Origin of the sequence: Pararhodobacter sp. (genome assembly GCF_034676075.1) — a bacterium.
In the GTDB taxonomy this organism is placed as follows: domain Bacteria; phylum Pseudomonadota; class Alphaproteobacteria; order Rhodobacterales; family Rhodobacteraceae; genus Pararhodobacter.
Window position 1 is genome coordinate 1 of the sequence record NZ_JAUCCQ010000029.1, and the last position, 24,297, is coordinate 24,297.

Consider the following 24,297-nt stretch of genomic DNA (forward strand, 5'->3'; position numbering starts at 1 on the left):
GCATAGATCCCGCCCGAGACCGCCGCCATCAGCAGGACCGCGGTCCAGCCGTCCTTCAGCGCGCGCAGCGTCTCGATCCAGGGCTGTTTGTCGCCGGTCGAGGCCAGTTCGGGCTTCAACCGCACCAGGATCATGATGGTGACGATGTGCAGCGCCACGGCCAGAAGCCCCGGCAGCAGGGCGGCCACGAACAGCGTCTTCACGAACTGCTCGGTCAAGACGCCGTAGAGGACCAGAATGATCGAGGGCGGGATCAGCATGCCCAGCGTGCCGCCCGCTGCGATGGAGCCGGTGGCGAGGCGCTCGGAATAGTTCCGCTTCATCATTTCCGGCAGGGCGATGCGGGTCATCGTCGTGGCGGTGGCGACGGAGGATCCGCAGATCGCCCCGAACCCCGCGCAGCCACCGATGGTGGCGACGGCCAGCCCGCCGCGGATATGGCCAATCAGCGCATAGGCGATGCGGTAAAGGTCGGCCGACAGCCCCCCGACCGTGGCGAAACTGCCCATGAGCAGGAAGAGCGGGATCACCGCCAGTTCGGCGCTTGAGACCTTGCTGACCGTCTCGGTGCCGAACAGGGTCAGCGCCGGGCCGATATCGCCGCGGATCAGCCCGAAAGTGGCGACGCCGGCGATGCCCATGGCCACGCCGATGGGCACATGCAGCACGATCAGCGCGAACATCACGCCCATGCCGAGCAGGCCGATGAGATAGGGCTCCATGTCAGGCCTCGCCGTCTGCGGGATGGTCGGTGGCCTCATGGCCGAGGATCTCGGCCACGAGGACGAAGGTCTGGGCGGGGATGCAGATCCAGAAACAGGCGGCCGCGACCCACCACCAGGGGGCCACCGGCCAATGCAGGATCATGGTGTATTCCTCGGAAGCGGTGACGCGCTGCGCGTGCAGGGTGACATACCAGGCAATGGCCAGGAACATGGCCCCGGTGCACAGTGCGCCGAAGACTTCCAGCGCCCGGTTCGCGCCCTTGGGCAGAAGCGCGCCCAGAAAGGCCACCTTGATCTGGCGCCGCTCCAGCAGACCGGCGGGGAAACAGGCGGCGATGACAATGATGGTCATCAGTTCCGACAGGTCATAGGCGCCGCGGATCGGTCGGCCGGTGACCTCGCGCGTCAGGATATCGGCGACCGACAGGGCCGCCACGAACAGCAGAAACAGCACGCCGAGGATGGCGGCGGCGCGCGACACGATGAGGAAGGGCCTCTCGAGACGGTTCACGGGCGGGCTCCAGTCTGGCCAGGGAAAGCGCCGGGCCCGTCGCGGGGCCCGGCGGCGGCAGGCCTCAGCGGGCGCGGATGTCTTCGAGCTTGGCGATATAGGCCTCGATCAGGCCCTCGCTGGCCGAAGCCGCGACACGGTCGATCACCGGCTGCACACGGCGCGCGATTTCGGCCTCGTCCTCGGCCGAGGGGACGACCAGCGTCGCATCGGGGCTTTCGGTCCAGGCGGCGATATTGGCCTCGATGGCGGGAGCGTAGCTTTCGACCTGCCGGTCGACGATGAACTGGCCCGATTGCGCGAGCAGTTCGTGGACGTGCTCGGGCAGGCTGTCATAGACGCTGCGGTTCATCAGGATCGAAAAGACCAGAACGCCGAGGCTGCTTTCGTAGTGGTTATGCGCCACATCGGCCACCCGGAAAGTGCGCGCGACCGAGGCATCGGTCATCGCCCCGTCGATCAGCCCGCGGTCGATGGCCTCGGCCATCTCGCCCGCGCCCATCGAATGCGGCACACCCCCCAGCGCCTCGATCACCTGCGTCTGGATCTGGCCCGCAACGCGGAAACGCTGACCCTCGATATCCGCCACGCTGGCGATGGGTTCGCGCGAATGCAGCATGTAGGCGCCCGAGGTATACATGGCGACGACGTAGTAATCCTCATACCCCCTCAGCGCGCCCTCCTGATAGAGTTCCAGCGCCGCCTGCGAGCCCTCGGCGGTGTTGCGGGCAAAGCCTGGCAGTTCGAAGACGTCGAAATCGGGATAGACGCCCGGCGTATAGCTGGGCACGGTCAGGCCGATATCGGCCACACCATCCGCCACCATCTGCGCCTGCGCCAGCGGGTTGCGGCCCAGCGTGCCACCCGCATAGAGCGTGATCTGCACGTCATCGGCGGCCGCCTGTTCGTTGAACCAGTCCACCCAGGGCTGGTAGACATGCTGCACCGTCGGCGAGGCCGCAGGCACGAAGACCGCGAAGGCCAGTTCGCGGGCCGAAGCCCCGGTGGCAAGGGTCAGGGCCAGTCCGGCGGCAAGGCCGGTGAGTGTCGTCTTCATGGTGATCTCCTCCCAGGATCTTGAAGAAAGGGCCGGGTCTTGGGCCCGGTCGGGTCGTCTCAGCCGCGCCCCACGACGAAGGCGGCGATGGTGGTGGTGGAACCGCCGATGTTCAGCAGGCCGACGCGTTCGGCGCCTTCGACCTGACAATCCCCGGCGCGTCCGGTCACTTGCTTGTAGCCGTCGAGCATCATCCGCACGCCGGTTGCGCCGACCGGATGGCCCAGACCGATGAGCCCGCCCGAGGGGTTGATCGGCAACCGTCCGCCGGGTGCGATCACCCCCTCCTCGACGGCCTTCCAGCTTTCGCCGGGGGCGGTGATCTCGAAACTGTCGATGGCCGCGTATTCGGTCATGGCAAAGCAATCATGGGTTTCGATGGCGTCCAGCTGGAACGGGCTGTCGATGCCGGCACGGGCGAAACTCTCGCGGATCGCCTTGTTCACATGCGGCAGCACGAAGCGGTCGTTGCGGCTTTCCGTCAGCTTTTCCGACAGCATCATCGGCGCGGTGCGGTGGCCCCAGCCGTCGATCTTGGCCAGATCCGCAAGCGTCAGGCCGCGTTCCTCCGCGTATTGCGCTGCCCGGGAGGCCGAGGCGAGGAACACCACCGCCGCGCCATCCGTGACCTGCCCGCAATCGTTGCGCCGGACGCGGCCCTCGATCACCGGATTGGCCACGTCATCCTCGGTGAAGGACCGGTCGGTGAAGTCCCATTTGCGGGTCTGGGCATAGGGGTTGCGCTTGCCGTTGGCGTAGTTGATCCGCGCAATCTCACCCAGATGGGCGTAATCGACGCGGCCGAATTTCTCGGAATAGGCCTCGATCAGATCGGCGAAGGCGGCGGGCCAGACATAGGTCGCGTCCTGCCATTCGCGTCCGGCCCAGGCCGCGGCGCCCAGATGTTCCGCCGCCCGCTGGCCCGGCACGTTGCGCATGTACTCGACGCCCAGCACGGCCACCAGATCATAGCGCCCGGCCTCTATCTCGGCCGCCGCCGCCAGCATCGCCATCGAGCCCGAGGCGCAGGCGGCCTCGTGCCGCTGGGTCGGGATGCCGGAAAGATCGGGATGCAGCGAGGCGATCATGCCGCCCAATTGCCCCTGCCCGCAGAACAGCTCGGCCACGAAATTGCCGACATGCACCGCTTGCAGGTCGCGCGGTTCCAGCCGGGTGTTCTCCAGCCCCTCGAACAACACCTCGCGCATCATCGCGTCGATGCCCAGCCCCTCGCGCGACCAGTTGCGGGCGAAGTCGCTTTGCGCGCCTCCGAGGATATAGACGGGCTCAGGCATGGGCTTCTCCGTGTTCCGCCAGCCAGCGGGCCAGCGCCTTTCGGTCCAGTTTGGCAAGGGGCGTGCGCGGCAGGGCGTCGGTCAGTTCCAGCCTCTCGGGCCATTTGAACTTGGCCAGCCCCGCGGCGTTGCAGAAGGCCGCGACTTCGCCCAGCGTCAGGCTGCGGCCGGGTTCCATCACGGCGAAAAGGCAGACCTTCTCGCCCATCTGGCTGTCGGCATAGGCGGCCGTGGCCACCTCGCGCACCCCGGGCAGGGCCGACAGGGCGTTGTCGAGTTCCACGGGCGAGATCTTCATGCCGCCCCGCACGATCAATTCGCGGGCGCGGGCGTGAAAGCGGATCAGCCCGCCACACTCCGAGATCTGGAACAGGTCGCCCGAAGGGAAATAGCCGTCCGCGGTGAATTTCGTCCGGTCATAGCCCCCGCGCGAGAAATAGCCGGGCATCATCGCCGGGCCGCGCAGCTGCATCTCGCCCAGCCCCCCGGGTTCCGTCACCGGCGCGCCGCTTACGGGATCCACCAGCCGGAAGGTGCCGCCGTTGGCGGTGCGGCTGGTGGCGTCCCAGGCCTCGTCCCCGTCACGGGGGAAGAAGCGGGCGCGCTCGCGCGGGTCGGGCACGCGGCTGGCGGCCGAGCACATCTGCGCCCCCTCGTTCGAGCCGAAGAAATTCACCACCGGGATGGCGAAATGCTGCTCGAAGAAGACGAAGACCTCCGGGTCCGGCGGCGCCGAGCCGGTGCCGAGCGCCATCAGCCGGTGCAGCGCGGCGCGCAGATCGGGATCGCCCGCCTGATCGCGCAGATAGGTCAGCAGGGTGGGCGCCACCATCGTATAGGCGATGTCCTCGGCCTTCAGCTGGCGCAGGAAGACCTGAACGTCGAAGGGATGGTGCAGAAAGAGGGCGCCGGCGGTGCGCATCCAGCACATCATCAAGCCGCCCACCGCCGCCGCGTTCACGAAGGGAAAGGGGGCAAGGATATTGGCGCCGTCGGGCAGGTCCAGCAGCCGCCAGGCCCCCAGCGACGAGGCCTTGAGGTTGTTGTGCGTCTTCGGCACCGCCTTGGGCACGCCCTCGGTGCCCGAGGTCCAGAAGACGGCGAAAGGCGCGTCAGCGTCGACCTCCACCGCGGTCAGCGGCACGGGCGCCGGGCCGTCGAGCGACGTCATGCCCTCGGGCAGGCCCGAGCCGATGCCGAGACGCAGCACATTGTCCGGCAGCGCCTTCAGCCGGTCGGGGTCAAAGGGCTGACCCTTGAAATGGCCGATGGAGATGAAGGCATCGAACCCGGCGACCCGGCTCAGGTCGGTCAGTTCCGCGGCGCGATAGGCCATCGACACCGGGCTCAGCACCGCGCCGATCCGGCTGATCGCCAGATAGAGCAGCAAGGTCTCGGCGATATTGGGCAATTGCGTCGCGACCAGCGCCCCCGGCCCCAGACCCTGCGCTTGCAGATGGGCAGCATAGCGCGCGACCTCGGCCTCCATCTGGGCGTAGGTCAGCCGCTTCGGCGCCCCCTCGAACAGTGTTTCGCGGTTCGGGGCGTCGACCAGCGCCAGCCGGTCGGGAACGCGGGCAACGGTGGCCGCGAACATCTGCGGCAGGGTGATGTCGGCCCAATGCCCCTCGGCGCGGAAGCGGGCGTAATCCTCGGGCGGGAACAGGCTCATGCGCAGAGCCTCCGGGCGCGGGCCTTGGCAGCCTCGTATTCGCGGGCCAGCCGGTCGACAATGGCGGTGGCGGGCTCGACCCGCTCGATCTTGCCGACCCCCTGTCCCGCGCCCCAGATCCCGGACCATGGCTTGACGGCCTCGTTCTGGCGGCCGGTGAAATTGAACTTGGCGACCTTGAATTCCAGATCCGCCGGGTCCAGCCCCTTGGCCACCATCGACGGCTTCAGCATCGAGGCCCGGGCGCCGGTGAAGGCGCGGGTGACCAGCAGGTCGGTCGCGTCCGAGGTCACGCACATCTGACGATATTCGGGGCTGGCGAGGTTTTCCTCGGCCGCCAGAAAGGCGGTGCCGATATAGCCGAAATCCGCGCCCAGGACCTGCGCCGCCAGGATCGCCTCGCCGGTGTTGATCGCCCCCGCCAGCGCAATCGGCCCGTCGAAGAACTGGCGCACCCGCTCGACAAAGACCAGCGGGCTCAGCTCGCCCGTATGCCCACCGGCACCCGAACAGACCAGCACCAGACCGTCGGCCCCGGCCTCGACCGCCTTTTTCGCCAGCGCGACCGAGACGACATCGGCAAAGACGATCCCGCCATAGCCATGCACCGTCGACAGCACCGGCTTGGGGCTGCCGAGCGCGGTGATGACGATGGGCGGCTGATGGATCGCCACCCGCTCCAGATCGCCCGGCAGGCGCGGCGAGGTGGAATGGGTGACAAGGTTCAGGGCCCAGGGCGCATCCGCCTCGGTCAGCCGCGCGCCGATCTCCGCCATCCAGTCGCCCAGCTCGGCGCTGGTCCGCAGGTTCGGCGCGGGAAAGCTTCCGACAATGCCCGCCTTGCAGCAGGCCACCACCAGATCGGGGCCAGAGACCAGGAACATCGGCGCGGCGAAGGCGGGCAACCGCAGGGCTGCCAGCCGGTCTTTCAGCGTCATCGGGCGTCTTCCTTCGTGTTCGTCGCAATCCGGGTCAGGAAATCGGTCACATGGCCGGCCACCATCTGCGGCGCCTCCAGCACCGCCATATGCCCGGTGGCGGGCAGCGCGATGCAGCGGCCCTCGGGCACCGCCTCGGCCAGTGCGCGCCCGGCCTCGAGCGGGGTCACCCCGTCCTCGCTGCCGCACAGAACGAGCAGCGGGCAGGTCAGCCTACCCAGATCCCCGCGCTGATCGGGGCGTGCGGCCAGCGCCTTCTGATGGGCGGTGAAACGCGCCACGCCCTGTGCCAGTGCCATGCGGATCATCCGCGCGCGCAGCGCCGGATCCGAGCGGCGGGCGGGCGAGACGAGCGTATCGGCGAGGCTGGCGGCCAGCGCCTCCATCCCCTCGCGCGCGGCCCAGCGGGCGACCTTGCCGCGCATGGCGGCGGCATCCGGCGTGTCGGCGGCGGCATTGGTGCCGATCAGCACCAGACCGGCCAGCTTGCCCGGATGGGTCAGCGCGATGCGCAGCGCCAGGTAGCTGCCCATCGACATGCCCAGCAGGACAGCGCCGTCGGGAATCTGCACCGCCAGCGACCGGGCCAGCGCGTCGAAATCCTCGCCCTCGGGCAGGGCCAGAACCCGCATATCGACCGCCGCGCCCTGCGTCTCAAGCACCGCACGCAGCGGGTCGAATACCTCGGGCTCGCACAGCAGACCCGGCAGGCAGACCAGCGTCGTCATGATGGCTCCCCCCTCTTTATACCTATTCCTAGACCTTGATTCGCGAAGCCGTCAAGGCAAAACTCTATTTTTCAGAATGATGTTTTGCTTGATGGAACGCGTTGATCTCCAATTTCCGTTAATTCTCAAGAGCCCACCGCTGTGCCGCCCGGGACTCAGGGGCGCAACAGGCCGTTTCACTTGACTTTACGCCCCGGATCGCGACATATGGTCTAGATAAACGCAAATGGAGGCCGCCATGTCCCTCGCCCCGCATCACAACGACGACGAAACGCCGCTGGCGGTGACGCGGGCGAATGTCCGCCTGCATGCCCCGGACGGCACCCCGCCCCCCGATGCGCCGGACTGGATCTGGCACTACGACCACCCCTATCTGCACGGTGGCTTTGCTCCCACGGATATCGAATACGAGGCCGAGGATCTGGAGGTCGAGGGCGAGATCCCGGCGGATCTGTGCGGCGCCTATGTGATGAACGGCCCGTCGCAGCGCTTCGAGCCTGTCAATTCCAAGTACCATTATTACGACGGCGACGCGCAGCTCAGGGCGATCTATTTCCGGGACGGCAAGGCCAGTTTCCGCCAGCGCTATCTGCGGTCAGGCGCTTTTCTGGTCGAGGAGATGGCAGGCCGGGCGATCTGGCCGGGGCTGGCCGGGCCCTATGATTTCCGCCTGCCCGGCTCGCCGATCAAGGATGTCTCGAACACCGATGTCATCTTCTACAACGGCAGCCTCTTGTCGCTGTGGTACATGGCGGGCGACCCCTATACGGTCGATCCGCTGACCCTGGAAACCACCGGGCGCGAGACGCTGGGCGGCAAGCTGCACCATTCGGTATCGGCGCATTCCAAGACCGATCCCTTCTCCAAGGAACTCTTCTTCTTCAACTACCAGGACGAGCCGCCCTACATGTCCTATGGCATGGCGGATGCGAGCGGCAATCTGGTCTTCGACATCGACATCGACCTGGCCGGCCCCCGTTCGCCCCATGACATGGGATTGACCGAGAACTACGCCATCCTGCACGACCTGCCCTTCTATCATGACGTCGACCTGCTGAAGAAACACAAGCGCCGGGTGATGGGTTTCCACCGCGACCAGCCCGCGCGTTTCGGGCTGATCGACCGTTTCGGCCGCTCGCAGAAGGTCCAGTGGTTCGAGGCCCTGCCCTGCTACATCCTGCATATCGCCAACGCCTGGGAGGAAGGCCCCTGGGTCCACATGATCGGCTGCCGGCAGGAAGACCCGATGCCGGTCAAGGATCCGGCCGACCATCACCTGGCCTCGATGATGGCCTATCGGCGGCGCTCGCATATCCTCTACCGCTGGTCGTTCAACACCCAGACCGGCGAGACGCGCGAGGGGCCGATCGACGACCGCAACACCGAATTCCCGACCGTCAACGCGCATTTCATGGGCCGCAAGACGCGCTATTCCTTCAACCAGATCATCCCCATGCCGCAGGAGGGCTCGCTGGAAGGGCGCTGCCAGACCTTCAACGGGCTCCTGCGCTATGATCTGGAGACGGGCGCGACCCAGCGCTACGATTACGGCGACGGGGTCTATGGCTCAGAGGCGCCGGTCGCCCCGGCGCAGGGCAGCGGGCGCGACGGGGCCGAGGGGCGGGCCTATCCGGTCAGCTTCATCACCGATACCAACGACTGGTCCTCGGCCTGCCTGATCTTCGACGCCGAGGATATCACCAGACCCATCGCCAAGGTGAAGATCCCGCGCCGCATCTCGATCGGTTTCCACACCACCTGGGTGGATGGCGCGGATATCTGGGCCGCGTGAGGGAAAGCCGCCCCGATGGACAGAGGGGAGCGGGCATGCTTGGGTCGCGCAAGGAAACTGCCCGCATGCCTGGACTGATGCCCGACCCGATGCCTGACGCCCCTGCCCTGCCGGAAGGCCCGCCTGCGACCTCGTTGCGGCGGGCTTTGCGGATTCTCGCCGACCCCTGGACCATGCTGATCCTGAAAGAGGCCTTCAACGGCACCCGCCGCTTCAGCGCCTTCCAGCGGGCGCTGAACATCCCCAAGCAGACCCTGTCGCTGCGGCTGACGGCGCTGTGTCACGAGCAGATGCTCTACCGCCGCTTCCCCGCGCCGCAATCGGGCGGCACGCAGGCCGCCCCGGAATACGCGCCCACCGCCAAGACCTTCGATCTGGCCGATGCCATGTATGCGATCTGGCTCTGGCACCGCGCCAATCCGGGCGTCGAGGACGTGCTGCCCTTCGATATCGTGCACAAGCGCTGCGGCCATCTGCTGGAGGCCGATTATTGCTGTACCGCCTGCGGCGAGCCCGCCCAATCCGCCAGCGTCACCATCCAGCGCAGCCAGCCCGAGCAGGTCGAGACCGAGCCCCGCCCGCGGCTCGCGCGCCGCAACGACGCCAGTTTCACCGCCGCCTCCTCGCAATCGGGGGGGATGGTGGCCGCCTCGCTGGTCGGCGACCTGCCCTGCAACGAAATCCTGTTCCTGCTGTTCCAGGGGCCGCGGCATCCGCTGGCCATCACCCAGGAACTGGCGCTGGGGGCGCCGGTGGTGCGCGACCGGCTGGACAAGCTGAAGGCGCTGAACCTGGTGCGCGAGGAGGTGCAGGGCCGTCGGCTGGTCTATCACCTGCTGCCCCGCGCCGAGGGGTTCTTTCCCCTGCTGCTGGCGATTGCCGATTGGGGGGACCGCTGGTGCAACGACGGCCAGCCGCCACCCGACCCGCGGATCCATGCCTGCGGCGCGATCCTGCGCGGCCGCTACCGCTGCCAGCATTGTCAGGATTGGGTCGGCCGGGACCAGTTAGAGCTGCGCTTCCATGGCTGAGGCCCCGGGGGCGCTTGTGTTCCGATTGGCGGAACTTTATTCTGAAAACGCGCGAAGGCAGGGGGTCCCATGCAGCAAGACGCCGAGCAGACGGCCGAGGGCGACAGTCCCCTCGACGAGGGCAGCGATCCGAAATTCGTCACCGCGCTGGCGCGGGGCCTGTCGCTGCTGCGCGCCTTCCGCCCGAACGAGGTGCATCTGTCCAACAACACCCTCGCGCAACGCGCGGGCCTGCCCAAGGCGACGGTCACCCGGCTGACCTATACGCTGTGCAAGCTGGGCTATCTGGTGCAATCCGAACCCAGCGGCGAATACCGCCTGGGTCCGGGGGTGCTGACCCTGGGCTATGGCGTCCTGTCCGGCATGGAGCTGAAGGAACGCGCGGCGCTGGAACTGGCCGAGGTCTGCAAAGGCGAGAACGTGAACGTCGCCGCCGCCCTGGGCGAGCGCTATGGCCAGTCGGTGGTCTATCTCGCCACGCATCGTTTTCCGAATTCGGTGTCGATGGTCTTTCACCTTGGCGCGCAGGTGCCGCTTTTCCATTCCTCGATCGGCCGGGCGATCCTGATGGGCCTGCCCGAGGACGAGCAGCTTTCGCTTCTGGACGAGGCGCAGCGGGCCACCGACAGCGCCGAGGATCGCGCCCGGCTGGCCCAGGGCCTGAGCCGCGCCCGCGAGGATTTCGCGCGCTGGGGGTTTTGCACCTCGTTCGGCGAATGGCGCAAGGAAATCAACGGCGTGGCCGCGCCGGTCCAGCCGATGCAGGGCCGCTCGCTCTATGCGATCAACGTCGGCGGCTTCGGCTTTCTCAACCCGCCCGAGGATCTGCTGAGCCACTACGCCCCCCGTCTGCTACGCGCGGCCCGGGCCCTGTCGCTGAGGCCCGAAGCGGATGAGTGAGGGGCAGGCACAGCCCGCGGCCCGTGGCGGCTTCCTCAGCGCGCTGGGGATCGAGCGGGTGCATTTCGCCGAGGGCATCGCGCGCTTCGAACTCGACGCCGAGGCGCAGCATCTGAACCGGCTGGGCATCCCGCACGGCGGTGTCTATGCGACGCTGCTGGACAGCGCCCTGGGCGCGGCGGGCTGCTGGGCGGGCAGTCCTGACGCCTTTCGCCCGGCCGTGACGCTGACCTTGACGGTCAATTTCGTCGGCCAGCCGAAGGGGCGGCGGCTGATCGCCGAGGGGCGGCGCGTGGGCGGCGGGCGGTCGATCTATTTCTCGGAAGGCGAGGTGCGCGACGAGACCGGCGCTTTGGTGGCGCAGGCCAGCGGCTCGTTCAAGGTGGTGAAGGCGCGCTAACCCGAAAGCGCCGCCACCAGCTCCGCCTTGCGGATCTTTCCGGCCGCGGTCATCGGCATCGCCTCGACCACCACCAGATGCTGCGGCCGCTTGTAAGGCGCAAGGCGGGCGCTGAGCCAGTCGCTGACCGACGCCGCCCCGGTGCCCGGCGCGAGGGTGACGAAGGCCAGAACCTCCTCATTGTCAGCCACCGGACGGCCGGTCACGGCGGCCTGCAGGACGCCCGGGCAGGCCAGCAGCACCGATTCCACCTCGACCGGATAGACGTTGAACCCGGACCGGATGATCAGCTCCTTCGCCCGGCCGACCAGATGCAGCGCGCCATCTTCCTCCTGCCGCACCAGATCGCCGGTGCGCAGGAAGCCGTCGTCGGTCATCGCCTCGGCCGTCAGGTCTGGCGCGCGGTAATAGCCCCGCATCACCCCCGGCCCCCGGACCAGCAACTCGCCCACCCCCACGGCATCGACACGATCCAGCCGCACCTCCAACCCCGGGAAGGGATGGCCGACCGAGCCATCCGCGCGCCGCGGCCCCTGTGTGGTCGAGGCGATGCCGGGCCCGGCCTCGGTCATGCCATAGCCGTTGTGCAGGGGCAGGCCGAAGACCGCCTCGACCCGGGCCTTCAGGGCCGGATCGAGCGGCGCGCCGCCACAGCCCAGCTGCCGCAGGCGCGGGGCGTTCAGCGCTGTGCCCTCCAGCCGGGCCAGAAGCTGGCGGTAGACCTGCGGCACCACGGAGAGCACGCTTGCCCCCTGCGCCAACCCCTCCAGCAGCCCCTCGACGCTGAACCGCGCCATCAACCGGACCGAAGCACCTGCCTGCAACCCGGCCAGAAGCCCGGTCGCCAGCGCCATGATATGCGTCGCGGGAATCGCCAGCAGCAGCTGGTCCCGCGGGCCAAGAGAGCGCATCTCGGCGGCGATGCGGGCGTTCCAGAGCAGCGCCTGATGGCTCAGCATCACGCCTTTGGGCTGGCCCGTCGTCCCCGAGGTATAGACCAGCGCCGCGACCTGATCGGCGGGGCTATCGGCGACCGGCTCGGGCCGCGACGGCGCCAGGCTGGAGGCAAGTCCCAGCAAGCCCAGCGGCCCGCCAGTTTGCGCAAGGCCTTCCTCGGCATGGGCCCGGGCAGTGGGCGAGGCTGTGGTGTAGAGGGTCACACGGGGCTCGGCATGCGTGCGCAGCGCCGCCAGTTCCGAAGCCGTCAGCCGCGCATTGACCGGCACGAACCAGGCGCGCATCCGGGCCGCGGCCAGCGCGATGATGGCGACGGCGGCGCTGTTCTCGGCCACCAGCATGATCCGGTCGCCCGGCCCCGCACCGATGGTGCGCAGCGCCTTCACCGCCTCCTCCACCGCCTCCCTGAGCGCGCCGTAGGTCAGGCAGCGGCCATCGGACTCGACAAGGGCCGGATCCGTCGCCGGATGCGTCAAGATCAGTTCATCCAGCCATTCCACCATCATCGCCCTCCCCCGTGTCGGCCGCGAGACTAGGCGAGTCGAGGCGGTGGGGTCAAGTCAACGGAATAACGTACCGACAGACGAAACTAACTGTCCGAACGTGCGGAGCGCAAAACAGTTCAGGCGCTTCGTGCCACGCCAGCCTCGTTGCAACAGGCCGTCCTGGCTGGGCTGCAAGACGGTCCCGATCCTGGGCCGTAGCCCGCGGCTTCCGGCGCGCGGGCCATCGACAGGCAGATACCAGGGGTGCCGCGGGACAAAGGTGCCGAAAGACAGGGAAAGCCCGATCAGCGGCAGAATTGTGCAACCCGGCCCCGCGACGGGGACAGTTTGATCAACCTTCGCGTCAAGCCACCCGCCAGGAGGGCCCGATGCGTCAGTTTGGATATTGCCACATTCTGGACACAACCTTAAGGATTAATCAGTCATGTCCCCAGTAACCACGGTCGCAACCCTCCGCAGCGTGTTCGAGCGGCGACGGGGGTGGCGTGGGGGCTGCCGCTCGTAACCGTCCCGCCCGCCCGAAGACCTGCACCATGATGATCGTTACCCTTGCTTCGTGCCCGATCGTGACCCCAAGTCCTTGCCGGTTCCCGTCGCGTCGCCCTGAGCATGCTCTGCTTCTGCGATCGAAAGCATGAGCTGTTTCAGCGATCTGGAGCACTCGACCGCCTCCGCCGCCGCGCTTGGTCTGTGGTTCTCCTGCGCTCTGATCCTGGCCGCTGTCCTGCGCAACAACCGCTTTGCCGGCAAGACGGCCTTCAGCCTCACGCTTTCGGCAATGCTGTGGTGGCTTTTTGCAGTCTATTTCGAACTGGTCGGGCGGCAGGAAGACTGCAAGCTGATCTGGTCGCTGGCGGCCTGGCCTGCCATCACGCTTCTGCCGATCGCCTGGTCGCTGTTCATCTTTGACTACACGATGAACCAACCGCCGCTGTGGCGCTGGCAGCGGCTCCTTGCGCTTGTCGGGCTGCCGGGCATCGTCACGCTGGTCGCGCTGAGCAATGCGCAGACCCATCTTCTCTACGGCACCGACAACCAGATGGTCACCGAGGGCGGCTATACTTTCGTCCGCTACGACCACGGACCGCTGTTCTACATCGTTGCCGCGGTGCTCTATGTCTTCGTCTCCTCGGCGCTCGGCGTGCTGGGCGTGGCGATGGCAAAGGGCAAATCGGTCATCCGGCCCTTTCTGTCGGTGCTGGCGATCATCACCATCGCGCCCTTGCTGGCGAACATGGGCTATGTCCTTTATGGCCTGACCATCTTCGGTTTCGATCCGACACCCTTTGCGTTCGCGCTGGCGCTGATCGCGCTGAGCTGGATGGTGTTCAACAACACGATCATGGACACCGCGACACTGGGGCGCGAGCTGATGTTCTCGGACACCGGGGATCCGGTCTTTGTCGTGGACGCCAAGGGTCGCCTGGCCAGCGCCAATCCCGCGGCGCAGGCGCTCTTTTCCGAGGCCCTGCCCCGCCCCGGCGAAAGCCTGTCCCACCTCGGCCAGATCGGGCGCCTGCTGGACGAGATCGTGCGCGCGCGGGTCCCGGTGCCGGTCGATACCCTGCGCCTGGGCCAGAAGGTCTTTGATCCGCGGATCCGGCCCATCGACAGCCCCATTCCCGGACCCAATGCCCTGCTTGGCTGGACGGTGTCGCTGATCGACATCACCGAACGGGAACGCACCGCCGAGACGCTGCGTGAGGCGCTGGCCAGGGCCGAGGATGCCAATCAGGCCAAGTCGCGCTTTCTGGCAAACGTCAGCCACGAGATCCGCACCCCCCTCAACGGTATCCTCGGCATGGCCTCGCTGCTGGGCGAGACCGATCTGTCGCCGGAACAGCGCGACTATCTGCAAGTCATCGACGATTCCGGGCAGGTGCTGCTGTCGACGATTGGTGATGTGCTCGATCTGTCGAAGGTGGAAGCGGGCCAGATGGCGCTCGAGAGCCGGGCCTTTGCCATCCGCGATACCATCGAATCCGCGCAGATGCTGTTCTCGGCCCGGGCGCGCGAAAAGGGTCTGGCGCTGACGGCGACGATCCACCCGGATCTGCCGGAGCGGATCATGGGCGACGAGCACCGCATCCGGCAGGTCTTGCACAACCTGATCTCGAACGCGATCAAGTTCACGGATGCGGGGTCGGTCACTCTGGATGCCGCCCCCAGCGACACTGGCAGATGGCTTGTGGTGCGGGTCACCGATACCGGGCCCGGCGTGCCGACCAAGGCGCGTCAGACCATCTTTCTGCCCTTTCATCAGGCCGATGCCGGTGACAGTCGCAAGTTCGGCGGCACCGGGCTGGGGCTGGCGATCTCGCGCCATCTCTGCGCGTTGATGGGTGGCTCTCTCGACCTCGGCCCCGAGATCGAGGAGGGCGAAACCTTCGAGATGCGCCTGCCACTGGTGCCAGCAGATCCCGAGGCGCCTGAGGGCGCCCCCCTGTCGCTGCCCCCCTCCCCTGCCGCCGAATCCGTCGTACCGCCCGCCGCGGCGACCGCAGTTGCCGCCTCGGCGCAGGGGGCGCCGCTGCGGATCATGGTGGTCGACGACAACCGGACAAATCGCCTGATCCTGGAGAAGTTCCTGTCCGCGACGCCCTGCATCCTGCACTCGGTCGCCAGCGGGCCCGAGGCCATCGACCTGGCCCGGACGGAACTTTTCGACGTGATCCTGATGGATATCCAGATGCCCGGCATGGACGGCCTGGAAGCCACCCAGGCGATCCGCCGCATCGAACGCGAGACGGGTCGATCCCCCAGCCGCATCGTCGCGGTGACAGCCAATGCCATGCCGGAGCAATTCCAGCAGTACCTCGAGGCGGATATGGATCAGGTTCTGTCCAAGCCCGTCTCGAAGGTCCGGCTGCTTGCTTTGATCAATCAGATCGACAAGCGGGCGCTGGTCTGACGCCGGATGGCTGAGCGCCACCCGGCCCGCGGGTCGGGGTTCAGGGGGTCGGCTCCTCGGTGGCCCCATGCGGGGCAGCACGACGAAACAGGCGACCGACCAGACGTTCAAGGTCATCGATGAAGGTATAGACCACCGGGATCACCACCAGGCTGAGGACGGTCGAGGTCAGCAGCCCACCGATCACCACCGTCGCCATCGGCTGTCGGAAACTGGGATCGCCCTCGACCAGGCTGAAGGCCGCCGGGGCCATGCCCGCGGACATGGCGATTGTCGTCATGATGATGGGCCGCGCGCGCTTGTGGCAGGCGTCGATCAGCGCCTCGAACCGGGCCATGCCGCGTCGTCGGGCCTCGATGGCGTAATCGACCAGCAGGATGGAGTTCTTGGTCACGATCCCCATCAGCAAGAGCAACCCGATCACGGCCGGCATCGAGAAGCTGGTGCCGGTGATGACGAGGGGAAACAGCGCGCCCCCCAGCGCCAGCGGCAGGGCCGTGAGGATGGTCAGCGGTTGCAGGAAGTCGTGGAACAGCAGGACCAGCACCGCATAGACGCAGAAGATCCCGATCGCCATGGCCGAGCCGAAGCTGGAGAACAGCTCGGATTGCCGCTTCAGGTCACCCTGCTCGACGAAACGCACGCCCGCGGGCAGGCTGCGATAAGCGTCGAGCGCCTGCACCTCGGCATTGACCTCGGACAGGTTGCGGCCGTTCAGCTCGACCGTGACGGTCACGTTGCGCGACCGGTCCAGCCGGTTGATCTGCGAGGGAGACGAGCCCAGACGCACCTCGGCGATCGAGCCGAGCGTGACGGTGCCGGAATTGCCAGCCACCGGGATCAGGCGGATCTCGTCCAGCGAGCTGCGCACGCTGCCATCGAGCAGTACCCGGATCGGAACCTGCCTTTCCGAGAGGTTCAGCTGCGACAGAGCGGAATCATAGGCCCCCGCGGTGGCAATCCGCACGGCATCGGAAATCGCCCGCGAGGTCACCCCGAACGAGGCCGCGCGTTCCAGATCCGGCACGATGATCACCTCGGGCGATTGCAGCGCGGCCGAGGTGGTCACGGTGCCGATACCCGGGATCTGCGCCCGGATCTCGTCTTCGAGCGCGGCGGCAGCCTGTTCGAGCAAGGCGGAATCGTCGCCCGCCAGGGTCAGTTGCAGTTCCGTCCCGTTGCCGCCCGAGCCGACCTCGATTCGCGCGCCCGGCACCGGGGCCACGGCCGCACGGATCGACGCTTCGATCTCGGTCTGGCTGACCTCGCGATCGTCGATGTTGGTCAGGCTCGCCACCAGCGTGGCCGAGGTCACGGAACTGGTCGTCCCCCCGCCGCCCGGCCCCGCCCCGGTCGAGGCGGTGCCGGTGGTCTGGAACACCCCGGTCACATGCTCGACCGGGCGGATCGCGGCGGCGACGGCGCGGGCAATGGCGTCGGTCTGGTCGATGGTCGTGCCGGGCGCGGTGGTTACCGACACCTGCGCCTGGCTGTCATCCGAGGCCGGAAAGAACCCGGTCGCAAGCTGGGTCAGCATGCCCAGCGTGATGCCCATGAAGGCGATCACCCCCAGCACCGCGACCCAGCGCCGCTTCAAGACGGTCCGCGCAACGGCAAGGTAGCCCCGCATCAGCACGCCGTCGCCCTTCTCGGCCCGCGCCTTGGTCTTCATCATGTAGGCCGCCATCATCGGCGTCACCAGACGGGCGACCAGCAGCGAACAGAACACGGCGACCGAGGCGGTGATGCCGAACTGCTTGAAGATGATCCCGACGATACCGCCCATGAAGGCTGTGGGCAGGAAGACCGCGATCAGGGTCATCGTCGTGGCGATCACGGCCAGACCGATCTCGTCCGCGGCCTCGATCGAGGAATCATAGGCGTTCTTGCCCATGTGCATGTGTCGCTCGATGTTCTCGACCTCGACGATGGCGTCATCGACGAGGATGCCGACCACCAGCGACAGGGCAAGCAGCGTGACGGTGTTGAGTGAATAGCCGAGGTAATCCATCACCAGAAAGGTCGGAATCACGCTCAGCGGCAGGGCAATGGCGGCCAGGAAGGTCGCGCGCCAGTCCAGCAGGAACAGGAACACCACGATCACCGCGATGATCCCCCCCTCATAGAGCATGTCCATCGAGGCCTGATAGTTCTGCTCGGTCGGCAGGATGGTGTTATAGGCCTCGGTGATGGTGACCTCGGGATGTTCGGCGGCGAACTCGGCCACCGCTTCGCGGACGGCTTCGACCACGGCGAGGTCGGAATAGCCGCTCAGCCGCTTGATCTGCGCGGCGATCACCGGCTGGCCGTCAAGATAGGCAAGCGAGCTGATGTCCGCATGCGTGTCGGTGATGCGCCCCAGCTCGTCCAGCCGCACCCAGGCGCCGTTGGGCAGCGGGATCGGCAAAGCGCGCAGATCCTCGACATCGCCCGCCGCCGCCAGCAGGCGCACGGATTGCGAGGCGGCGCCCACTTCCGCCTCACCGCCGGAAAGATCTCGCTGCACCTCCTCCAGCCGCGCGTTCACGTCCGAGGCCGTCAGCCCAAGCCCGGCTAGCAGCGCGGGGTTGAGTTCGACATGGATCTCGCGGTCGACCCCGCCGAGGCGGCCCACCTGTCCGACCCCCTCGACCGCCATCATCGCGCGCTCGAAATCGTTGTCGATGAACCAGCTGAGTTCGGTATCGTCGAGCCGTTCGGAACTGAGGACAAAGGTCACCAGAGGCGCGGCGCCGATGTTGCTGTTCGACACCGTGGGCTCGGCCATCTCGGACGGCAGGTCCGAACGCGCCTGATCCACGGCCGATTGCACCTCGTCCAGCGCGACCTGGACATCCTTGCCGACCTGGAACGACACCGAGATCGACACCGACCCATCGGTGATCGTCGTGGTGACGGAATCCAGCATGTCGAGGCCGGTCAGCCGGTCCTCGATCTTGCGCGCGACCTCGCTTTCCAGCTGCGCCGCGGCGGCCCCGTCCAGCGATGCCGAGATGGAGATCGTCGGCAAGGTCATGTCCGGGAAGTTCTGCACCTCCAGCCGGTTGAAGGCCATGAGGCCGGTGATCGTCAGCAGCACGAAGGCAAGGATCGGCGGAACCGGATTGCGGATCGCCCAGGCCGAGAAGTTCATTCGCCCACCTCCTGCCGGGCCGCGTCATCCCCGACGACGCGCACCACCGACCCGTCGGCGAGGAAGGCACCGCCCTGCTGCACCACCCTCAGATCAGCCGGGAAATCGCCGGTGATCTCGACCCGCGCGTCGCGCCGCCGGCCGGTGTCGATCCGGCGGCGGGTCACGGTGGTCGGCGTGGTTTCGTCCAGCGTGAAGACATAGGAAAAGCCGTCCCGCATGACGATCGCCGTTTCGGGGACGGTGACGGCCTCGGTCCGCGCGATGCGCAGGGCGCCGCTGACCAGCATGCCGGTCCGCAGCGGCAGCGATTGCGCGGCTTCGTCCAGATCGACATAGACGATGACCCGGCCGTTCACCTCCGACGCGGTCGGCGCGATGCGGCGGACATGGCCGGTCACCGCCTCGCCATCGGGCGCCGGGATGGAGACCTCGAGCCCCGGCTCGACCCCTGCCAGCTGGATCAGCGGCACCTCGGCGCGCCATTCGACCCGGTTGTCGCGGATCAGGCGAAAGAGCTCCTCGCCCTGCGCCACCACGCCCCCCAGCGCCGCGCTGCGGCTGGTGATCGTGCCGTCGCTGACCGCCAGCACCCGGGTATTGTCCAGATCCAGCCGTGCCGCGGCCAATTGCGCCTCGACCTGGTTGAAGCTGGCCTGCGCCTGCGCTTCGGTGGACAGGTATTCCGCCACCTGCTGCTGTGAGAGCGCGCCGCCGCCGGTCAGGGTGCGGGCCCGGTCGGCGTTCGCCTGCGCCTGGTCCAGCACCGCCTGCGCGGATTGCATCTGCGCCTCCAGCTGGCGGATCTGGTTCAGCGTGCTGGCCTGCGACAGTTCGACCAGCACATCGCCCGCGGCGACCTGATCGCCCACCTCGGCATGCACGGCCTCGATCCTGAGGCCGCCGATCTCGGTGGCGATCACGACTTCCTGCCAGGGCTCGATCCAGCCACTGGCGCGGATCTCGACGGGCCAGTTCAGAACCTCGGGCCGCGCGACCTGCACCGTCAGGGCCGAGGCCGCGGCGCGCGCGGTCACCGCCGATGCGACGGGCTCGGCCCCCGGGTCATCGCTCGGCACCCCAGGACGGGGCAGCAGGACAAAGCCCCCAAGGGCCAGCGCGGCAACCAGAGCCAGTCCCAGCAGGCTCAGTTTCGATTTCTTGGACATCGCGGGTCTTTCACGAAGGATGCTGCGGCGCCGCGGGACGGCTCCAGCCGCCCCCCATCGCCTTGTAGAGGGCGATCCACTGCCGAAGCAGGGTCTCGCGCTGCGTGATCCGGGTGATCTGGGCGCTCTGCATCTGGCGGCGGGCCTCCTCGCGGTCCAGGAGCGACACACCCCCGGCCTGCCAGTCGCTGTCCACCGCCTGGAAATAGGCGGTGTATTCATCGACCAGCGTGCCCGCGCTGCCCAGATTGGCCGCCGCGGCGTTGAGGCGGGTCAGCGCACCCTCGGCCTCGGCCACGGCGGACAGGACGCTGGCGCGATAGCGTTCCGCGGCGACCAGCGCATCCGCATTGGCGCCCCGCACGGCCGCCCGGCGCCGTCCCGCATCGAAGATCGGCAGCGACAGGGCCGGGCCGAAGCTCCAGCTGGCGGGATCGGACAGGGTGATGTTTCCCGACAGGCTGAGCGAGGGCCACAAATCCGCCTGCGCCGCATCCAGATCCCGCAGCGAGGCGGCGAAATCCAGTTCGGCCGCGACCACGTCGGGACGCTGGCGCAGCATCTCGGCCGGAACCTCGGCCACGCGGAACGGACGCGACGCGGGCAACCCGCCGCCGTGGGACAGGATCGCGTCGATCCGGTCCTGACCCACGCCGACCACCGTGGCGAGGGTCTGCGCCAGCACCCGGCAATCGGCGCGCTGGGTCTGCAGCGAAATCTGGGAACTGGCGACATTGGCCCGCGCCAGCGACAGATCCGACCCGGCCCTGAGCCCCGCACCGGACAGGCTGAGCGTGGCTTCCAGCGTCTCGCGTTGCGAGGCCAGGGCCTGGCGGTAGACGCCCTCGACCAGGCGGCAGGCGCGGTATCGGACATAGGTATCGGCTACCTCGCCCGCCAGCGACACATAGGCCCCGGCATAGGTGAAATCCTCGGACCGGGCGCGCAGGCGCGAGGCCTCGGCGGATCGGGCGGCGGCGGCGAAGAGGTCGATCTCCCAGCTGGCGCTCAGATAGGCGGTATCGGTCTGTGTCGTTGCCCCGCCCCCGTCATGGCTGCGGGTGGACGAGGCCTGCCCGGTCAGCGTCGGGAACTGGCCCGCCGCGCTCTGCCCCGCGGCGGCTCGGGCGGCCAGAACTTGCGCCGCGGCGCTGCGCAGGTCCGGGCTCTGCGTCATCGCCAGCGACAGAAGCTCGGTCAGCTGCGCGTCGCCCGTGCGCGACCACCAATCCATGTCCAGAGGCTCGGTCCCCGACGGCAGGCCCGACGCGAAGCGGCCCGCCACCTCCTGCGAGGGGTCGGGCTGGATCAGCGGCACGCTGCACCCGGCAAGGGCCAGCGCGACCACGAGGGACACAACGGATTTCATCCACAACTCCGGTCTTGGGCGTGATCCCGTTCTGTCAGAGCCTGATGTAAAGGTGTGTTAAGTTTGGGTAAAGAATCGAAAGACCCCGCAATATCACCGCCGGGCCGGGTATTCTGAGGTTCGATTCCGGGGAGAGAACGCGATGACATCGGTCCTGATGATCGACGACGACCGAGAGCTGACCGCCCTGCTGAAGGATTACCTCGAGGTCGAGGGTTTCGACGTCGCCGTGGCCCATGACGGCGAGCGCGTGCTGGGCCGCATCGTCGATACCAAGGCCGAGATCGTCGTGCTGGACATCATGATGCCCAAGGTCGACGGGCTGGACGTGCTGCGCCGGATCCGCAGCGAAAGCCCGATCCCGGTCCTGATGCTGACCGCGCGCGGCAACGAGAAGGACAGGATCCATGGCCTCGATCTCGGCGCCGACGATTACATGGCCAAGCCCTGCTCGCCGGGCGAACTGGCGGCCCGCATCCGGGCGATCCTGCGCCGCGCGGGCGCCTTGCGGAACGAGGCCCAGCCCGACCTTTCCGCCGGTGCCCTGGCACTCGACACGATGCGCAGGCTGGCGCGGTGGCAAGGTGAAGCCGTCTCGCTGACCGGGATGGAGTTCAACCTGCTGGAAGTGCTGGCGCAGCGGATCGGCCGCCCCGTCAGCCGCGCCGAGCTGTCGCAGCTGGGTCTCGGGCGCCCGCTGGCCCCCTATGACCGGGCGGTCGATGTCCATGTCTCGGCGATCAGGCGCAAACTCGGCAATTTCGACGATGGCCGTTCGCCCATCCTGAACGTGCGCGGCGTCGGCTATCAGCTGATCCCGGAGTAAGCCATGCTGCTGCGCGTCTTCGGCTACATCTGGGGAAGCCTGCTGCTGACCATGCTGCTGTTTGTCGGCCTGGTTTCGGGGCTCGACATGAGCGCGCCCGAGGGCGCCATGCGGCGCATGGACCGGGAGCTGATGCAACGGGATCTGGTCTTCCTGGCGCAGACCGACTCCGTCGCTGCCGCGCAAAGCCATTGGCAGCGGGTCGCCGCGCAGCACCCGGATCTGGCGGTCCGCTTCCTGGACGCCTGTGCCGGCGACACCGCCGAGGCCTGCATCGAGGTCGCCTTTGCCAACAACAGCAACGCGGCCGTCGATGCGGTCCCCTTTCTGCTGCCGCTTCTGGTCGGGGCCGCGGTCAGCGCCCTGGGGGCGATCGCGCTGTCGCAATGGCTGACCCGCCCGCTGCGCACCGTCAGCAGTGCCCTGCAGCAGCTGTCGGAAGGGCAGCTGAACACCCGGATCAGGGACCGGCTGCAGACAGGCACGGGCGAGGTCGCCCGGCTCGCCGCCTCGTTCGATCATGCCGCCGAACGCCTGCAGGAGCTGACGGAAAGCCGTCAGCGCCTGTTTCACGACGTCTCGCACGAAATCAGGTCGCCGCTGGCACGATTGAGGGCAGCGGTCGCCCTGCTGGAACTGCGGCCCGAACGGCTGCCCGAGATGCAGCAGAAGATGGAAACCGATATCACGCGGCTCGACCAACTGGTTGACGGGATCCTGACCCTGGCGCGTTTCGAGGCCTATCAGACCGAGCCCGAGGTCGAAGCCTTGGATCTCGCGGATATCCTGGAGCCGATCCTCTCGGACGCGACCTTCGAAGGCGAACAACGCGGGATCCGTGTGGCCTATGACGGCCCGGACAGCCTGCCGATGAACGGGCACGCCGAAATGCTGCACCGCGCCTTCGAGAATGTCGTCCGCAACGCGCTGGCCTACTCGCCCGATCACGGCACGATTGCCGTCTGGTGCCACGCGACCGAACGGTCACTTGTCGTCGAGGTCAGGGATTCCGGTCCCGGCGTTGCCGAAGCGGAACTGTCGTCCCTGTTCCAGCCCTTCGTCCGGGGCGCGAATGCCATGACCGGCCAGGGCATGGGCCTGGGTCTGGCCATCGCCGCAACGGCGGTGTCGTTCCACGGCGGCCGCATCGAAGCGCTGAACGCCAGCCCGACCGGCCTTGTCATTCGGGCCACTCTGCCGGCCTCTGCCTGAGCCAGGTTGCTCCCCCGAGCGGCAACGGCGCGCATGCTGGACAGACGGGTGATTTCCCCCATACTCTTTCAACCATGACGATTATTTCGGTTTCGACCTCCGATCTGTGTACCCGTGCCCGTGTCTCGGCTTTTCAGGCCACGGTGGCGCCGCTCTGCCGGCTGGAATTCACCCCCGACGACCCCGAGAGTTTCAGCTCGGCCACCGCGGTCGGCCTGATGCCCGAGGCCACGCTTGCCTGGGGCCGCCATTCGCCTTGCCGGGCCGAGCGGACGGCGGAGCTGGCGGCAGGCGGTTCGGACAATGTGATGATCCACTTCCTGCGCCACGGCGCCTTTGTGATGAAACAGCAGGGCGGCAGCGAGGTGATCTGCGAGCCCGGACACCTCTATGTCGACCCCAACGAAATCGCCGGAACCTCGCGCTTTCTCGCCGACGGGACCGAGGCTTTTTACATCTCGCTGCCCCGCACGTTGGTCCGGGGTCTGCGCGGGATCAACGACCACCTGCGCCAGCGCCTCGACATGACGCCGGAATGGCGGCTCTTGCAGCGCTACGGCGAGGCGCTCTTTGCGGAGCTGGACGCGCTGACGCCTGAGCAGATCGCGCTGTCGTCGCGCCATCTGCACGATCTCGCCGTCTCGGCCTTCGGCGCCCGCGATCCGGGGCCGCTGCCCGGCACGATGGCCGCGCGGCTGCGGCTGATCAAGGACGATATCGCCGCGCTTCTGGCGCAGCACGACCTCTCGCCGGCTCTGGTCGCCGCGCGGCACGGGATCTCGACGCGCTACCTGCGGATGATGTTCGCCGAAGAAAAGTCGAGCTTTCGCGCTCATGTGCTGGACGAGCGGCTGCGACTGGCCCACGCCCTCCTTTCAGTGCCCGAGGCCGCGGACCGGGCGATTTCGGACATCGCCGGGGCGGCGGGCTTCTCGGACCTGTCGTGGTTCAACCTCAGCTACCGACGCCGCTTCGGCCAGACCCCGCGCGAGACCCGGGCCGAGGCGATGCTGGCCGCGATCCGACACACGACCGGCTGAACCGGGGTCTCCCCGCGATCACATCCGCGCCAGAACCGGCGTGCAACCGCATCCTCCTGCCGCCGAACCCGCGTTCCTTCCGCCCTGCCCAAGACAGGCGCACCCGCCGTGGCTAGCGTCCGGTC

At 67.7% G+C, this 24,297-nt stretch carries 19 protein-coding genes; 8 read left to right on the top strand and 11 right to left on the bottom strand.

The features are described 5' to 3' along the window. The 7 genes from VDQ18_RS10600 to VDQ18_RS10630 all read right to left on the bottom strand — a co-directional run. On the bottom strand, window positions 1-722 hold a 722-nt coding region (locus VDQ18_RS10600), incomplete at its 3' end, for a TRAP transporter large permease subunit (RefSeq protein WP_323020908.1). Between the two features lies 1 nt (window position 723). Continuing rightward, window positions 724-1,236: a TRAP transporter small permease gene (locus VDQ18_RS10605; protein ID WP_323020909.1), complete on the bottom strand. Its 513-nt coding sequence runs from the start codon at window positions 1,234-1,236 to the stop codon at window positions 724-726. 64 nt (window positions 1,237-1,300) lie between these two features. Then, window positions 1,301-2,293: a TRAP transporter substrate-binding protein gene (locus tag VDQ18_RS10610; RefSeq protein WP_323020910.1), complete on the bottom strand. Its 993-nt coding sequence runs from the start codon at window positions 2,291-2,293 to the stop codon at window positions 1,301-1,303. Window positions 2,294-2,352: 59 nt separating this feature from the next. Next, window positions 2,353-3,588: an acetyl-CoA acetyltransferase gene (locus VDQ18_RS10615; RefSeq protein WP_323020911.1), complete on the bottom strand. Its 1,236-nt coding sequence runs from the start codon at window positions 3,586-3,588 to the stop codon at window positions 2,353-2,355. Continuing rightward, on the bottom strand, window positions 3,581-5,260 hold the full coding sequence (locus VDQ18_RS10620) for a class I adenylate-forming enzyme family protein (protein WP_323020912.1): 1,680 nt from the start codon (window positions 5,258-5,260) through the stop codon (window positions 3,581-3,583). The genes VDQ18_RS10615 and VDQ18_RS10620 overlap by 8 nt, the downstream gene beginning before the upstream one ends. Beyond that, window positions 5,257-6,198: a nitronate monooxygenase gene (locus VDQ18_RS10625; protein WP_323020913.1), complete on the bottom strand. Its 942-nt coding sequence runs from the start codon at window positions 6,196-6,198 to the stop codon at window positions 5,257-5,259. Before VDQ18_RS10625 ends, VDQ18_RS10620 begins: the two co-directional genes overlap by 4 nt. Further along, window positions 6,195-6,926, bottom strand: coding sequence for an alpha/beta hydrolase (locus VDQ18_RS10630; protein WP_323020914.1), 732 nt, complete (start codon window positions 6,924-6,926; stop codon window positions 6,195-6,197). Before VDQ18_RS10630 ends, VDQ18_RS10625 begins: the two co-directional genes overlap by 4 nt. A 238-nt stretch (window positions 6,927-7,164) precedes the next feature. Between VDQ18_RS10630 and VDQ18_RS10635 the strand changes: the two genes are divergently transcribed. The 4 genes from VDQ18_RS10635 (at window position 7,165) to VDQ18_RS10650 (ending at window position 11,049) form a co-directional block, all read left to right on the top strand. Continuing rightward, window positions 7,165-8,718 carry a carotenoid oxygenase family protein gene (locus VDQ18_RS10635; protein WP_323020915.1) on the top strand — a complete coding sequence of 518 codons (1,554 nt, stop codon included), beginning with the start codon at window positions 7,165-7,167 and terminating at the stop codon, window positions 8,716-8,718. Window positions 8,719-8,783: 65 nt separating this feature from the next. Continuing rightward, entirely contained in the window at window positions 8,784-9,749 is a 966-nt protein-coding gene (locus VDQ18_RS10640; RefSeq protein WP_323020916.1) for a winged helix-turn-helix transcriptional regulator, read from the top strand. A gap of 69 nt (window positions 9,750-9,818) precedes the next feature. After that, the gene (locus VDQ18_RS10645) at window positions 9,819-10,649 is read left to right on the top strand and encodes an IclR family transcriptional regulator (protein WP_323020917.1); all 831 of its coding nucleotides are present in this window, start codon (window positions 9,819-9,821) and stop codon (window positions 10,647-10,649) included. Further along, a complete protein-coding gene (locus tag VDQ18_RS10650; RefSeq protein WP_323020918.1) occupies window positions 10,642-11,049 on the top strand; it encodes a PaaI family thioesterase in 408 nt (135 codons plus the stop codon). Before VDQ18_RS10645 ends, VDQ18_RS10650 begins: the two co-directional genes overlap by 8 nt. Here the strand turns inward: VDQ18_RS10650 and VDQ18_RS10655 are convergent. Beyond that, window positions 11,046-12,512 (bottom strand): class I adenylate-forming enzyme family protein, encoded by a 1,467-nt coding sequence (locus VDQ18_RS10655; RefSeq protein WP_323020919.1) that lies wholly within the window; start codon window positions 12,510-12,512, stop codon window positions 11,046-11,048. The two genes, VDQ18_RS10650 and VDQ18_RS10655, sit on opposite strands and share 4 nt — an antisense overlap. A 634-nt stretch (window positions 12,513-13,146) precedes the next feature. On the opposite strand from VDQ18_RS10655, the gene VDQ18_RS10660 reads away from it, so the two are divergent. Next, the gene (locus tag VDQ18_RS10660) at window positions 13,147-15,423 is read left to right on the top strand and encodes a hybrid sensor histidine kinase/response regulator (RefSeq protein WP_323020920.1); all 2,277 of its coding nucleotides are present in this window, start codon (window positions 13,147-13,149) and stop codon (window positions 15,421-15,423) included. A 40-nt stretch (window positions 15,424-15,463) separates the two neighbouring features. On the opposite strand, the gene VDQ18_RS10665 is transcribed toward VDQ18_RS10660, so the two are convergent. From VDQ18_RS10665 to VDQ18_RS10675, 3 genes are read right to left on the bottom strand one after another with little or no spacing between them, the layout of a single operon-like run. Continuing rightward, window positions 15,464-18,556: an efflux RND transporter permease subunit gene (locus VDQ18_RS10665; RefSeq protein WP_323020921.1), complete on the bottom strand. Its 3,093-nt coding sequence runs from the start codon at window positions 18,554-18,556 to the stop codon at window positions 15,464-15,466. Further along, window positions 18,553-19,725, bottom strand: coding sequence for an efflux RND transporter periplasmic adaptor subunit (locus VDQ18_RS10670; protein ID WP_323020922.1), 1,173 nt, complete (start codon window positions 19,723-19,725; stop codon window positions 18,553-18,555). Before VDQ18_RS10670 ends, VDQ18_RS10665 begins: the two co-directional genes overlap by 4 nt. A gap of 10 nt (window positions 19,726-19,735) precedes the next feature. Beyond that, the gene (locus tag VDQ18_RS10675) at window positions 19,736-21,094 is read right to left on the bottom strand and encodes an efflux transporter outer membrane subunit (RefSeq protein WP_323020923.1); all 1,359 of its coding nucleotides are present in this window, start codon (window positions 21,092-21,094) and stop codon (window positions 19,736-19,738) included. A gap of 142 nt (window positions 21,095-21,236) precedes the next feature. On the opposite strand from VDQ18_RS10675, the gene VDQ18_RS10680 reads away from it, so the two are divergent. From VDQ18_RS10680 to VDQ18_RS10690, 3 genes are all read left to right on the top strand, one after another. Then, the gene (locus VDQ18_RS10680) at window positions 21,237-21,920 is read left to right on the top strand and encodes a response regulator (protein WP_323020924.1); all 684 of its coding nucleotides are present in this window, start codon (window positions 21,237-21,239) and stop codon (window positions 21,918-21,920) included. Between the two features lie 3 nt (window positions 21,921-21,923). Beyond that, window positions 21,924-23,132: a HAMP domain-containing sensor histidine kinase gene (locus tag VDQ18_RS10685; RefSeq protein WP_323020925.1), complete on the top strand. Its 1,209-nt coding sequence runs from the start codon at window positions 21,924-21,926 to the stop codon at window positions 23,130-23,132. Between the two features lie 74 nt (window positions 23,133-23,206). Next, window positions 23,207-24,172 carry a helix-turn-helix transcriptional regulator gene (locus VDQ18_RS10690; protein ID WP_323020926.1) on the top strand — a complete coding sequence of 322 codons (966 nt, stop codon included), beginning with the start codon at window positions 23,207-23,209 and terminating at the stop codon, window positions 24,170-24,172. Window positions 24,173-24,297 lie beyond the last annotated feature (125 nt).